Source organism: Leptolyngbya iicbica LK (assembly GCF_004212215.1).
GTDB classification, from domain to species: Bacteria; Cyanobacteriota; Cyanobacteriia; order Phormidesmidales; family Phormidesmidaceae; genus Halomicronema; species Halomicronema iicbica.
Genome location: NZ_QVFV01000001.1, coordinates 919,838 through 934,002, shown reverse-complemented (window position 1 = coordinate 934,002; position 14,165 = coordinate 919,838). Strand labels below are relative to the sequence as shown.

Annotated in this window: 11 protein-coding genes; 5 read left to right on the top strand and 6 right to left on the bottom strand. The window is 55.7% G+C overall.

Annotated elements, in window-relative coordinates; all coding sequences use genetic code 11:
• Positions 1-63: 63 nt before the first annotated feature.
• Positions 64-669, top strand: coding sequence for a Uma2 family endonuclease (locus DYY88_RS04005; RefSeq protein WP_039725654.1), 606 nt, complete (start codon positions 64-66; stop codon positions 667-669).
• 17 nt (positions 670-686) lie between these two features.
• On the opposite strand, the gene DYY88_RS04000 is transcribed toward DYY88_RS04005, so the two are convergent.
• From DYY88_RS04000 to DYY88_RS23970, 3 genes are all read right to left on the bottom strand, one after another.
• Positions 687-2,249 carry a Na/Pi cotransporter family protein gene (locus tag DYY88_RS04000; RefSeq protein WP_302849232.1) on the bottom strand — a complete coding sequence of 521 codons (1,563 nt, stop codon included), beginning with the start codon at positions 2,247-2,249 and terminating at the stop codon, positions 687-689.
• 163 nt (positions 2,250-2,412) lie between these two features.
• Positions 2,413-4,551: a polyphosphate kinase 1 gene (gene ppk1 / locus DYY88_RS03995; protein WP_039725652.1), complete on the bottom strand. Its 2,139-nt coding sequence runs from the start codon at positions 4,549-4,551 to the stop codon at positions 2,413-2,415.
• Positions 4,552-4,700: 149 nt separating this feature from the next.
• Positions 4,701-4,862, bottom strand: coding sequence for a hypothetical protein (locus DYY88_RS23970; protein ID WP_160299511.1), 162 nt, complete (start codon positions 4,860-4,862; stop codon positions 4,701-4,703).
• A 135-nt stretch (positions 4,863-4,997) separates the two neighbouring features.
• On the opposite strand from DYY88_RS23970, the gene atpD reads away from it, so the two are divergent.
• Both atpD and atpC read left to right on the top strand, forming a co-directional pair.
• The gene (gene atpD / locus DYY88_RS03990; protein ID WP_039725651.1) at positions 4,998-6,452 is read left to right on the top strand and encodes a F0F1 ATP synthase subunit beta; all 1,455 of its coding nucleotides are present in this window, start codon (positions 4,998-5,000) and stop codon (positions 6,450-6,452) included.
• 87 nt (positions 6,453-6,539) lie between these two features.
• The gene (atpC, locus tag DYY88_RS03985) at positions 6,540-6,947 is read left to right on the top strand and encodes an ATP synthase F1 subunit epsilon (RefSeq protein ID WP_039725650.1); all 408 of its coding nucleotides are present in this window, start codon (positions 6,540-6,542) and stop codon (positions 6,945-6,947) included.
• Positions 6,948-7,103: 156 nt separating this feature from the next.
• Here the strand turns inward: atpC and DYY88_RS03980 are convergent, their stop codons facing one another.
• Both DYY88_RS03980 and DYY88_RS03975 read right to left on the bottom strand, forming a co-directional pair.
• Entirely contained in the window at positions 7,104-7,424 is a 321-nt protein-coding gene (locus tag DYY88_RS03980; RefSeq protein WP_039725649.1) for a 30S ribosomal protein PSRP-3, read from the bottom strand.
• A 387-nt stretch (positions 7,425-7,811) separates the two neighbouring features.
• Positions 7,812-8,348 carry a small ribosomal subunit protein cS23 gene (locus DYY88_RS03975; RefSeq protein ID WP_039725648.1) on the bottom strand — a complete coding sequence of 179 codons (537 nt, stop codon included), beginning with the start codon at positions 8,346-8,348 and terminating at the stop codon, positions 7,812-7,814.
• A gap of 124 nt (positions 8,349-8,472) precedes the next feature.
• Here DYY88_RS03975 and DYY88_RS03970 point away from each other — a divergent pair, with 124 nt between their 5' ends.
• Both DYY88_RS03970 and DYY88_RS03965 read left to right on the top strand, forming a co-directional pair.
• Complete coding sequence (locus DYY88_RS03970) at positions 8,473-9,267, top strand: TIGR01548 family HAD-type hydrolase (RefSeq protein ID WP_039725647.1); 795 nt, start codon at positions 8,473-8,475, stop codon at positions 9,265-9,267.
• Positions 9,268-9,282: 15 nt separating this feature from the next.
• On the top strand, positions 9,283-10,029 hold the full coding sequence (locus DYY88_RS03965) for a class I SAM-dependent methyltransferase (RefSeq protein WP_039725646.1): 747 nt from the start codon (positions 9,283-9,285) through the stop codon (positions 10,027-10,029).
• A gap of 18 nt (positions 10,030-10,047) precedes the next feature.
• On the opposite strand, the gene DYY88_RS03960 is transcribed toward DYY88_RS03965, so the two are convergent.
• Positions 10,048-14,115 (bottom strand): CHAT domain-containing protein, encoded by a 4,068-nt coding sequence (locus DYY88_RS03960; protein ID WP_052288251.1) that lies wholly within the window; start codon positions 14,113-14,115, stop codon positions 10,048-10,050.
• Positions 14,116-14,165 lie beyond the last annotated feature (50 nt).

Genomic DNA, 14,165 nt, shown 5'->3' with positions numbered 1-14,165 from the left:
GGCGATGCGGGGCTATCTGGTGAAGGCTGTCTAAAATGGAACCAGCGATTGGGTGATTGCGGCATGATTGCGTCTCCTCAACCCGCATTGACGCCGGATGAGTATCTGCGCTTCGAGGCGGAGAGCCTAACCAAACACGAATATATTGACGGCCAGGCGTTTGCGATGGCGGGCGCGAGTGATGTGCATGTCACGATCGCGGGCAACCTATTCGCCCTGCTGCGTAGTCATGTACGCGGTACAGGCTGTCGGGTTTACATCGCTGATATGAAAGTGCGCGTCGATGCCAAGAACTGCTTTTACTATCCCGATGTGGTGGTCACCTGCGATGCGCGAGATGCGGAGACTTCGACGTATAAGCGTTTTCCTAAGCTGATTGTAGAGGTGCTGTCGGATTCGACGGAGGCTTTTGACCGAGGCGACAAATTTACCGATTATCAGAGCCTCGACACGCTGGAAGAGTACGTGATCATCAATACTCGCCATGAGCGAGTGGAATGCTTTCGCCGGACGCCAGATAACCTTTGGCTGTTGCAGAGCTATACCCCCGCTGACGAGACGGCAACATTTGAACTGCAAAGCCTACAGTTCGTCGAGACGCTGGCCGCGCTGTATGAAGATGTGACCCTGGAACCAACTCCACCAGCATCGGGTGATGTCACTGAGTGAACGCATTAAGCACGCTTTCATTTTCCGATCGCTAAAGTGGCCTGCTGCATGTGCCCTGTAATCCGGGCGATGTGTTTACTGACGCGCCGCAACCAGCGAATCGCTTCCAGGCGGGCTGTGCCTTGCACGACATCAAGTTCGCCTTGCGCCATTTGGGCAATGGTCTGGTCGCGATAGGGGCGCACCTGTTGGTGAATGTGTTTAGCGCTGGTGGTCGCAATTTGGTTGGCTTGATACCAATCACTGCTTTGCAGGGCGGCGATCGCCTCATCTACACTCTCCACCAGCAGCCGATATTCCGCTGCCAAATCTACCGTTCTTTGGGCCGTGTAGGCGCGGTCTTCATCTTCTTCGCAGCGCTCGTGGATGCGTTGCAAATGATCGAGGGCGTGCATCATCGCGATTAAGCGTTCCAGTTGGTTAGCGTGGGTGCTGCGGAGCTGGATGCTGTCGAGATAGCTGTGGGTTTCGTCGAGAGCCACCTGCAAAGCCGGGAGTTCCGCGAGCTGGCCGTTGGTGTGTCCGAGAATGGCATGAATATGCTGCAACAGGGCGATGAACTCTGACTGAATAGAGATTTGCGCCGCCCGGAGAGCGAGATCTGGCTGGTCGAGCAGTTCGTGGCTCAAGCCATCGGTAAAGGTAGGGCCATGGCCTGGCAGCAGGTGCGTAATCAACCGGGCAAACTGCGCGGTGAAGGGCAGCAGCAACAGCACCCCGACGATGTTGAAACTGGTGTGAAACGCGACGAGGCCGATTTCGGCATTTTGGGTGAGCTGCCCTGGGGCGATCGCCTCCCAAATCGAGACATAAGGTGTAATCAGCGTGAGGGCGATCGCGGCGGTAATGACGTTGTACATGACGTGGGAGAGTCCCGTTCGCCGCGTATCCACAGAACCGCCCAGGGTGGCGATCATGGCCGTGACGGTCGTACCGACATCCATACCGATGACCAACGCCGCTGCTTGAGCAAAGTTGATCGCCCCGGCATAGAGCGCCGCCAACGTTGTCGCCACCCCGGCACTCGAGGATTGGGTGATGATGGTCGCGATGATGCCCAGGGTCACCAGTTGCAATCGGCCCAGCCACGTATCGCTGGGCAGGCGCTCCGGCGTGATCACCCCTTGCACCTCGCCCATCGCTGTTTGCAGGGTACTGATGCCGACAAAGATCAGGCCAAATCCGGCGATCGCCATCCCGACCTTGGCGTAGTTCTCCCCGGCGAACAGCTTCAGACTCGCGCCGATGAAAATCAGCGGCAGCACCGCCGTATCGAGCTGTAGTTTGAAGCCCAGAATCGCTACGAGCCAACCCGTGACGGTGGTGCCCAGATTGGCCCCAAAAATGATGCCCAGCGCATTCTCAAAGCGGAGGAGTCCGGCACTGACAAATCCCACCGTCGCGACGGTGGTGGCACTTGACGATTGCAGCAGCGCCGTCGTCACCGCTCCGGTCAGGGCTCCTGACACGGGCGTTTTGGTAAACCGCATCAGTGCCGATCGCATGGCATTGCCCGCCAGCGATCGCAGGCCATCGGTCATCACTGTCATTCCGAGCAGGAATAGACCAAGGCCGCCCAGGGCTTCTGCAATGGTGACCGAGAGATTAATCGCGGCTAGCTCCGTTGCGACATCGCATGGCTACTCATACCAAAAAGCGATCGCTCACAGGGCGATTGTGACAAAGCCTATAGCGGCGAGTTCCTTTGCCAACGGGAACCTGGGTTGACGAGCGATGCAACATTTAGGCGATGCTGTCGATGGTGCCGCCGCGATCGCGTTTCAGCGTCCGCTCCATGAGCTGATCATGGGTGCTAATGACGGGTTCTCCTTCGCTGGGCTGCCGTTGCACAAACTGGCCATCAGCCCCCAAGTCCCAGGCAAAGCGATTATCCGCCAGCATAATTTCCAAAATATCTTTGAGTTCTTGCACGGCGTCGGTATCCAGCACCGGCGTCACGGCTTCCACCCGGCGGTCGAGGTTGCGGGGCATCCAGTCGGCACTACCGATATAGATTTCCTCCTCACCATTGTTGGTGAAGTAAAAAATGCGAGCGTGCTCTAAAAAGCGGCCAATCACGCTGATCACGCGAATGCGATCGCTAACCCCTGGTACCCCGGGCCGCAAACAGCAGATACCCCGCACAATTAAATCAATTTCTACACCCGCCTGCGATGCTCGATACAGCGCTCGAATCATCTCCGCATCGACTAGAGAATTCATTTTGGCGATAATCCGCCCCGGTTCCCCCGCTTTCACATGAGCCACTTCTCGCTCGATCAGCTGCAACATGCCCTGGCGCAAGGTCAAGGGCGCCACCAGCAGCCGCCGATAATTGGTCTGGCGCGAATAGCCCGTCAAAAAGTTGAACACATCGGTCAAATCCGCACCCAGATCATCCCGCGCGCTGAGAATGCCCAAATCGGTGTACAGCTTCGAGGTTTTGGGGTTGTAGTTGCCGGTACCAATGTGGACGTAGCGGCGAATGCGATCGCCCTCTTGCCGCACTACCAACGTCGTTTTGGTGTGAGTTTTCAAGCCCACCACGCCATACACCACGTGCACGCCTGCATCTTCTAACTTGCGCGCCCAGATGATGTTGTTCTTTTCGTCAAAGCGAGCCTTGATTTCTACCAGGGCCACCACTTGTTTGCCATTTTCTGCTGCCGCAATCAGCGATCGCACAATCGGTGAATCTCCCGACGTGCGATAAAGCGTCATTTTGATAGTCAACACATGCGGATCTAGTGCCGCCTTCTCCACAAACGCCTGCACCGAAGCCGAAAACGACTCATAGGGATGATGAACCAAGACATCGCGCTTGCGGATCGCGCTAAAAATGCTCTCTTCACCGCGCTCTACACTTTTCAATCGGGGTGGCGTCACCGCTGACCAGGGCTGATCTTTGAGCTGTGGCAACGGCATCGACAAGAAAAAGAACAGATCCTTGAGATCCAGCACCCCGTCCAGTTCGTAAATATCTTCTTCGGCGACCTGCAATTCCTGCATGAGCCCTTCTCGCAGATCTGTCGGCATCGCTGACTCAATTTCGAGGCGACAGACAAAGCCTTCGAGTCGTCGCTTGCTAATTTCTTCCTCCATGGCCACTAGCAAATCATCCGACTCGTCTTCCCGTACCGGAAAATCCGCATCCCGCGTAATCCGAAATAAGTAGTGGCCCGAAATCTCCATACCAGGAAACAGGTAAGTCAGATGATGGGCAATGATTTCCTCCAGCGTGGTGCCAGCCCACACGGTCTCCTCATCAACTAACTCTGGCGGCAACCCAATGAAGCGCGGCAAATTATTCGGCACCTTTACCCGCGCAAACTTCTGAATCTTGGTTTCGGGATTGGTCACCGCGACGGCCAGATTCAGGCTCAGGTTCGACAGTCGGGGAAACGGATGGGCCGGATCAACGCTCAGAGGCGTCAACACCGGAAAAATCTGCCGCTCAAAATATTCTTTGAGATAGGCCTGCTGGGCAGAATTAAATTCGCTGTAGTCAAGTAAGTAGACGTTGTGGGCTTGTAGCTGAGGCCGCAACTCCTGTTGAAAAAAATGATGCTGCTTTTGCAACTGCGGTCGCAGATGGGCGCGAATGGCATCCATCACGGCGGCTGGCCCTAACCCATCGGCCGTTTTAGTTTTGACCCCAGCACTGACTTGCTCCATCAAGCCTGACACCCGCACCATAAAAAATTCGTCCAGGTTAGAGCTGTAAATCGCAATGAATTTGACCCTTTCAAGAAACGGAGTGCGGGGATCGATCGCTTCGTGTAGCACGCGATCGTTGAACGCCAGCCAGCTCAGCTCTCGGTTGAAATAATATTGCGGGTCGCTCAAATCAACAGAGGACTTGGATTTTGTGGCTTGGGCCATAGTCTACTTAAGTCACGCTTCGTTTTGACCCTACAACACTAAACAGTGAAAGTAATCCTTTCGTTAAGAAAGCCTCACCCCCAGAGGCCAAACGCTTGCTGCCGAATGGACTGGCAGCTTGGCGGCTGAGGCGGGTAGCTAGCTGTACGTCAGGGGAGCCATGCCCTTGCCCAGGGGCAACAAACTTTGTGGGCAATATGGGCGGCGATCGCGACACCGTTGACCTCAGCCGACAGGGCTGGAGCCATGGTAATCAGGGTGTCTAGGTCATCGCAGATTCCTCGCTCATCCACGCTCAGTGAACAGGGCATTGCCAAAATGAGAATTGCGGCTGCGATCGCTTGGAAGGTGTGCGTTCAGTGATAATGTGTTAGTTGGCGCTGCGAAACCTAAGGTTGTCTTTAGAAAGCGGCCAGAAAGCAGATCACAGAGATATAGACGCAAGCATGGTCACCACTGCAGAGAAAACCAATGTCGGCTACATCGTCCAGGTCGTCGGACCCGTTGTGGACGTCGGATTTAAGGGCGGAAGCCTACCAGAAATTTATAACGCTTTGGAAATCAAGGGGACTAACCCCGCTGGACAAGAAGTTTCCGTCACCTGCGAAGTACAGCAGCTTCTTGGCGACTCCAAGGTTCGGGCGGTTGCCATGAGCGGCACCGACGGCTTGGTGCGCGGCATGGAAGCGGTTGATACGGGTGCACCGATTAGTGTGCCGGTTGGTGGTGCGACCTTGGGGCGCATTTTTAACGTTCTGGGTGAGCCCATTGACGAAAAAGGTCCCGTTGCTAACGATGAGTCTTCGCCGATTCACCGCGAGTCTCCTAAGTTTACTGAGTTAGAAACGAAGCCTGCGGTTTTTGAAACGGGTATTAAAGTTATTGACCTGCTGGCGCCCTATCGCCGTGGTGGCAAAACGGGACTGTTTGGCGGTGCCGGTGTGGGCAAAACCGTCCTTATTCAGGAATTGATTAACAACATCGCCAAAGAGCACGGCGGCGTATCGGTGTTTGGCGGTGTGGGTGAACGCACCCGTGAGGGCAATGACCTCTACAACGAATTCATCGAGTCCGGTGTGATCAATAGCGAAGATTTGGCACAGTCCAAAGTAGCGCTAGTGTACGGTCAGATGAATGAGCCACCTGGAGCCCGGATGCGCGTGGCGTTGTCGGCGCTGACTATGGCTGAGTACTTCCGTGACGTCAACAAGCAGGATGTGTTGTTGTTCATCGACAACATCTTCCGATTTGTCCAGGCGGGTTCTGAGGTGTCCGCACTGCTGGGTCGCATGCCTTCTGCAGTGGGATATCAGCCGACGCTGGGTACTGATATGGGTGATTTGCAAGAGCGCATTACCTCGACCTTGGAAGGCTCAATTACCTCCATTCAGGCCGTTTATGTACCAGCGGATGACTTGACTGACCCTGCCCCAGCAACTACCTTTGCTCACTTGGATGCCACCACGGTGCTCTCTCGAGCCTTGGCTTCCAAAGGCATCTATCCAGCGGTCGACCCTCTGGATTCCACCTCTACGATGCTGCAGTCGGATATTGTGGGCGACGAGCATTACAACACGGCGCGAGCTGTGCAGTCCACTTTGCAGCGCTATAAAGAGTTGCAAGACATCATCGCGATTTTGGGTCTGGATGAATTGTCTGAGGACGATCGCTTGACGGTGGCACGAGCTCGTAAAATCGAGAAATTCTTGTCGCAGCCGTTCTTTGTGGCTGAGATCTTCACCGGGATGGCTGGCCAGTACGTCACTTTGGAAGAAACCATCAAGGGCTTCCAGATGATTCTGAATGGCGAATTGGATGACATTCCTGAGCAGGCTTTCTACCTCAAGGGCAACATGGATATGGTGCTCAAGGCGGCAGAAGAAATGAAGGCGAAGTCCTAATTCGCGGATTGGCAGGAGCTGATGAAACGTGAGTAATTCGGCTCCTGTTTGTACATTTGTCTTGTTAAAAGAGCGGTTTAATCCATCATGTCTTTAACCGTGCGAGTAATCGCTCCCGACAAAACGGTCTGGGATGCAGAAGCGGAAGAAATTATTTTGCCGAGTACGACTGGGCAACTCGGTATTTTAGGTGGGCACGCGCCGTTGATGACGGCCTTAGATATCGGTGTCATGCGAGTTCGCCCTGAGAAAGAGTGGGTGGCGATCGCCGTCATGGGTGGCTTTGCCGAAGTCGATAATGACGAAGTCACCATTCTGGTGCGGGGCGCTGAGCAGGGCAGCAATATCGATCAGGATGAAGCCCGTAGTGCTTTTGAGGCGGCGCAGACTGCGGTCAACACGGTTTCTGCCGATGATCGTCGGGCGTCTCTGCAAGCCAAGCAAGAGTTACGTCGGGCGCGGGCGCGTCTGCAAGCAGCAGGTGGTGCGGTTTAGCATTGCTGAATGCTGCTGAGATTTTGCCTCCGCAACGATAGCTATCGTCATTAGCCACAAAAAAGCGGCTGTTCATTGAACAGTCGCTTTTTAATGGTTTGATTCAGGCTTTACTGGGGGGCGGCAATATTACCGATGGGCTGATGTCCCCAGTCTTCACGAACTACCTGTGAACAGAACGTTCTTAAACTTTTCTTGAGCGACCCGCATGGGCTTGCCCTTGCCTTCCTCTTGCCAATAGTTAATGATTTCAGTGGCAGTATTGAGCAGCTCTACGCGCTCTTCTTCGGAAATCCAGCTTTTACCTTCAAGTTCAGCCTTCATTTGTTCCCAAGCATCGTTGCGAGGCCAAAAGAAGTAAGCTGTCAGCGGGCTCGTGCCCTTACCAACGACTTGATCAACCGCTAACGCGACATCTTTATCGAGCCAAAGCACCTTGAGTACGAACCGGGCGCTGGTTTCTAATGCAGCCTCCACCGCAAACCCCCTTTCAAAACTACAGTCCTCCATAATATCTTAAAGCGGTAAATCTGTAAGGTGCCGAACTTGGCGTTAGCACCGCATGTTGGATGATTGAGTACACGAAGGAGGATGGGCGATCGCCCCGCTAACCGTAATACAGCTCTCCAGCAACCAACGGCAAGCAACAAGCAGCCGTTGTGTTGACGTTTGCAAGCTAATCGGAGCCGACTCAGTCGGGTAGGCATATAGCTGTTGAGTCGCCTCTAACTATTAGGAAGATCCATCAAAGATCTGTGACCGGCTGTTGGCACTTTTCTTGCCCCAGCCCAGTTGCTCGTAGATGCACGCTGTGCCAGCATTCAATCTCAGACATGCGATTAACTCAGCTCTCGCTGACCCTCGTTAGTCATCCGCATCCAAGCCGAAGAAGGCGCGACCGAGAGCCCGTGAGCATTGAGGGCCGCTGAAGTTGACGGGGGCGTGCTCGAACTTCCAGCGGGCTTTGTAGCAACGCTCATGCTTGCCGCCATCCTGCCAATAGTCAATGACTGCTTGCGCCGTGTTGAGTATCTCGATTCGGTACTCTTCTGGCATATCGGGACCAAAACGCGCCTGAATCGCTTGGATTTTAGCGGCTCGTTCGCATAACGATGTCCTCAGCTGTTCTATCGGATCGTCTTCTATTTGCTGACTGGGCGTGAGCAATTGCCCGTCCTGGGATTTGTCCGTACTGTCATGTTTTGCCTCTGGAGGCCAACGGGTCTTAACGGAGATGCAGCGAGGATGCTCCCAGCGGATGCCGAAGTGTTTCCAATGCGGGAGTTGTGTAGTGTCGCCTTTTTTCTGCTGAACGGATAGCCACAGGCAGTCGCTGGCCCAGCGAACGTCGAGATAATACTGGTAACGCCAGTGTGTCCAGGTTTGGGCCAGTTCTTTCATGGGCTATACCGTTTGTTGGCGGTGGCAACTGGTGGTTGACCCAGGTGGGTATCGAGGCCCAATTACGGGTTGCCAATCCAGGAGTCATTGTGTTTACTAGCTTAACTACGTTGAGGCAGGGCCGATGTCCATAAAGGCGATCGCAATCTTTGATATTGATGGCGTGATTCGAGATGTGGGCGGGTCGTATCGTCGAGCTTTGGCCGATACCGTTGAACACTTTACCCAAGGACGCTATCGTCCCTCGCCAACGGACATTGACCAACTCAAAGCTGAAGGGAGTTGGAATAATGATTGGGAAGCCTCGCAGGAGTTCATCTATCGTTATTTTGAGGCGAGAGGTAAGGCGCGGGAGGCGATCGCGCTTGATTTCGACGCGATCGTAGATTTCTTTCAACGACGATATCGGGGGCCGATGCTCGAAGATCCGGCGCAATGGACGGGCTACATCACCCAAGAGCCGTTGCTGGTGACGCCCCAGTATTTTGAGCATTTGACCGAGGGCGATGTCGCCTGGGGCTTTTTTAGCGGGGCGACCCGAGGGTCGGCGAAGTTTATTCTGGAGCAGCGGTTGGGATTAGTCGAGCCGCTGCTGATTGCGATGCATGATGCACCGAGCAAGCCTGATCCGACGGGGTTCTTTCAAGCGGCGGAACGCTTAGGGGGAGGGGCCGATGTGCCGATTCTCTATGCGGGGGACACGGTAGCGGATATGCAAACTGTGCAGCGGGCAAAAGACCAGCGCCCTGATGGGGTTTGGTTGGGGGTCGGCATTTTGCCCCCCCATGTGGTGGCGGCCGGGGCCGCCTATGCCGCTGAGTATGGCGATCGCCTCAAAGCTGCCGGGGCCGATATGGTGGTACCCCAACTCACGGAGTTGACTGTTACCGCCATCACCCATCTCTGTGAGCAGGCATAAGGATGTGACCCAGCGATGACTTTTAAAGACTATTTTTCGGGACACGCCACCGACTATGCCCAATATCGGCCCCATTATCCGGCTGAGTTGTTTGCTTGGTTGGCGCAGCAATGTGGGCAGCGCGATCGCGTTTGGGATTGTGCGACGGGGAATGGACAAGCGGCGATCGCCTTGGCCGAGCACTTTACGCAGGTCATCGCGACCGACGGGAGTGCGGCGCAGCTTCAGCAAGCGCCTGTGCATCCCCAGGTTACCTACCGGGTAGCTGTTGCTGAGGCGAGTGGCATCGCCGCCCGTAGTCTTGATTTAGTCACTGTCGCCCAGGCGGTTCACTGGTTTCAGCTGGAAGCCTTTTATGCGGAGTTACGGCGGGTCTTAAAGCCGGATGGCCTGTTGGCGATCTGGTGCTATGGCTGCCCTCACTTGGCGAATCCGGCTTTGGCATCACTGCTCCAGACTTACTATGGCGAGACGTTGGACGACTTTTGGACGCCGGAGCGGCGACTGGTCGAGACTGGGTATGCTGCTCTGGATTTTCCCTGGGTCGAGCTCACGGCTCCGGCCTACAGCATGCAGGTAATGTGGACATTAGCGGAGTTGCTGGGCTATCTGTTCACCTGGTCGGCGACGCAGCGGTTCATTGCGGCTCATGGTGTGAATCCGCTAGAAGACTTGGCGGAGCATATGACGCCACACTGGCCGAGCGATCGCGTTCTGATGACCTGGCCGATCACGATGCGGGTCGGGCGTTTTGTGGAATAAGAGGGCAACGCCGCTCCGTTACCAGGGATTGCCGACTAAGGTAAAGGCGGCCCAGTAATAGGGATGGCTCGTATCGGCAAACCCCAGGCCGCTAAATTCATCGGGTAATGGCTCACTGCCACCACTCCAAACGAGTTGGTCATCTTGAATGACGACATCGCCGCGTAGCATGGCGAGTTGGGCCTCTCGTAATGCTGCGCCCTTATAAGTGACTTGTCCCATCTGGGTATAGAGTTCGGCCATGAGGCCAGCAGTTTCGAGGTCGCTGACTTGCCAGAGCGCAGCGATCGCACTTTTGGCCCCTGACTTGATGGCCAAACCGGCAAAGCCGAGTTCGGCTTCGGAGTCACCTAAGACGGTGCGGCAAGCGCTCAACACCATCAGTTCGACGGCTGGATCTCCGAGCTGGAGTTGGGGTAATTCATCCAGGCCCAGGCGGCGATCCCAAAACTGAATGTAGGAATTGCTTAATTCGCCGCTAGTAAATTGGCCATGGGTCGCCAAGTGCAAGATGGGATAGGCTTCTTCGGAGCGCTGCGTGACCAGAGTCTCGGGTGTGAAGGCTTCGTTGAGATAGGCGTCACTGACCCGTAAGTCGCCAATCGTAGCAATTTCGAGCGGTACAGCGGGCAGTGGCGGCTGATCGCTAAATTCGGAAGCGCCCATAGCCAGCACCGAAGCGTTGCGAATGTTGCCAATGCGGGTGTCAGTGAGTGAAAGACTCGGCATCAGCCCCACGCTGTAAGTTTCGATGATGAACTTTTCGCCGTCATGCAGGGCCGCTAAGGGGAGCGATCGCAACCCTTCATCCAGCACAAACGAAATATGGCCGATATCTTCTTCTGCCAAGGTCTCTTCTAACGGTGCCACTAGCCAGCGATATAACGCCTGTGATGGCATCAAGTAATTGTCTAAGCGGCGACGGGTACGGTCAGTCAACTCGATTTGTAACTGCCGTGCAGCCGCCAATACCTCGCTGCGGGTGGCGCCGGTGTTGATGCGCCGGGGCGTATTGTCGGCAGTGACGAGCACCAACTGCAAAACATCTTCATTAGCCAGTGCGGTAGTGCGCTCTTGTCGGCCTTCGGCTTGGGCCACAATTTGCTGCGCTAACATATCGTTGACCACGGGCCGGGGCTGTGCCGCCCGGGCATCAGCAATTAACGTCTCCTCGGTGGTTGCGGTCTCTAAATCTTCACTAGGGGGCACAAAACTGGCATAAATCAGGGCGGGAGTCACGCCCGTAATATTCCGAGCACGGTTGAGTGCATCAATATCTTCGAAGGCGCTGGCCTCGACGCCCAAATGCTCTTCAAATTGCTGCACATAGCTGGGCTCTGAGTTGCTTCTACGGGCCTGAGGTGAGGTTTCAGGGGGCAGCGTGAGCGGATTACAGTCCCCAGCGAGGCAGTCAAAATTGTCGCCCTCCCCCAGATCTGAACCACCGCTACCTTGCTGAAACTCAAACGCGCCAATGTCGCGAATGCCAATGATGGAAAAGCCGCGTTGGTCGGCGTCCGAACCGCTGCCTGCATTAATTGCCGGACTGCCCGCGACCAGGGCCAGGGTTTGGGTGGGGCCACCGTTATCGGCCAGCGTGGTGGAGATGATGGCTCCTAAGGGTACAGCTGGCACAATATCACTTGCCGCTGGCGAAAAGCCGAGCACTCCCGCTGCGTTGTTAGCGCCAAACAGATTGTTGCCGCCAGTCAGACTGCCACCGTTGAACACATTATTGCCCGAACCACTGGTGGCGGTGTTGCCACTGACCAGACTACTGGTGAGGGTCAGCGTACTGCCGTTGAGCGTGTTGGAAATGCCCCCCCCGGTCGCTGATTGATTACCAACGATAGTGCTATTGGCGATCGCCATCGTACTGTCATTTTCTACGCCGCCGCCTTCCCCAGCGGCGACATTGTCCACAAGGGTGCTGTTGCGAAGGGTGACAGTACCGCCATCATTATTGTTATCGACGCCCCCACCATCATCACCAGCGATATTGTTGTGAATCGTGCTGCGGTTGATGGTGACGGTGCCGCCGGCGTTGCTGATGCCCCCACCATCGCCGCCGGAGCGATTATTGCGAATCGTGGAATTGTTGATGACCAGAGTCCCTTCGGCGGGACTGAAGGTAGGGGTAGAGCGGATATTGGCAATGCCTCCACCCCTGCCACTAGCCTGATTATTGCGAATGATGCTGTTGTTGATAATGAGATTGCCAAAGTTGCTAATGGCCCCACCATCCCCGTCACGATTTACACTATTGGCAATGGTCAGGTCATTGATCTGAGTCGGCAAGGCGTCATCGAATGAACTCGATATGGAGACTGAAATTGGCCCACTTCTGGAGGCGTCGATAATGGTGTTGGCCGCGCCTGACCCTTGCAAAAGCACATCAGAACCCAGAAAAATGGTGTCTGGTTCTTGATAAGTGCCAGGCCCTAAATGAATTTCAGTGGCGCCATCGATAAAGCTGATGATGTTGAAAGCATCGTTAATCGTCGGATTTGTCGGCACTGCTAAGCCTTCTTGGTTGAGCTTGAGCACTAGATTGCCGCCGGTAATGCTGATAAAAGCCCCATCGTTGCCCTGAATGTAGCGAGAAGCGATGAGCGTCAGGGTGGCGTTATTCGTGGCGCTGGCGGCGATCGCGCTATTGAGAAAAATATCCCCATTGCCCGGCACTCCCGTCGCATCCGCTGGGTCTCCCTCAATGGTGGAGGCGGTGAAGTTCGTCCCTCCCGCTAATGCATTCTCAATGGTCAGCGCGAGGTCGGCGTCAATGTTAATGTCATTGGGGTCGACGAACCAGAGCCCCGCTGTGCCTTGTGTGGCGCTAGCATCCACTTGTCCCCCGTCAATGTCGATCGCTTGCCGTCCCGACGTTTCTACCAGGCCCCCGTCGCCACCGTTGGGGCCACCCCGCGCGGTGATCAACCCCTGGAAGAGGGTGGTGCCATCGGCCCAGACAATGACTTCGCCGCCATGACCCGTATCGAGAGCGTCGGCCTGAATGGTGCTATGGGCATCGAGCCAGGCGGTTTGGGCGCGGGGCAATCTGCCCTGCCCTTGATAGTCGCCGCCAATGCGGACGGTGCCGCCAGCGGTTTGACCCGAGGCGTTAATCAGCGCATGGGTCAAGGTGAGGTCACGCCCCAATGTTAGGACTTGTCCGCCGGTCAGCGCTGCGACCTCGATCGCGCCTGAAACAATCGCGCTTGCCGGTGTGGCCTCGACGGTGGCCTCACCGAGTTGAATGCTGCCGTCGGCATTGATCGTCACGCTCTCGGCGAGGGCGATCGCACTGCCCGTCAACAACTCAGGCAACGTGAGCGGTGAAAACGGCATCGCCCCCGTCGCCTCGGTTGCTACGGTGGCGAGTTCGAGGTTGAGCAAGGATCCGCTTTGGGCAATGCGTACCCAGTTCCCCCCTTCCACGGCACTGATCACGACTTCCCCACCGGGGGCAGTGAGAGTGCCTGTGTTTAAGACCTGTCCCCCCAGCAACATCACAGACTCACCAACGGGGACAGTCAAATTGCCCGCATTCACCACACTGGCAGGATTCTCTAAGGTGAAGCCAAAGCTTTGCGGCGGACCGACGAGGGTGGCGTAGTCGGAGGTGCCTGCCAGATCGAGCAGACCATCGGCAAAGTTGACCTGATTAGCAGTCGATGCGGTAAAGCTGCCCTGAAGATTTAACGCTGAGTTGGGGCCGAAGAGAATGCCGTTGGGATTGATCAGAAACAGGTTGGCGTTAGAGCCGCTGACCTGCAATAGCCCATCAATGATGGAAGGATTGTTGCCCGTGACGCCACTCAGGATATTGAGAATTTCCGGCTGGGTTAGAAAGGTGGCGCTTTCGCCCGTGAGCAAATTGAAATCGGTGAAGCGATGAAACAGATTTTGATTGTCTGCGGCGGTGCTGCCCCCGGTGATGGTGTAGTCGGGGCCGTTGGGCGTGACTTGGGTGCCGGTGCCGTCAGCCGCTGGCACGATGCCTTGGGCCTGCACGGGCCAACTGTTGAGCGTGAGCAAAAGGGTGGCGCTGGTGCTGGCGATCGCCCCGATGGTGGCAACTCTCATGTGATTTCTCCTGCGATCGCCCATTGGCGGTGGCACTAAGGGTTATTACA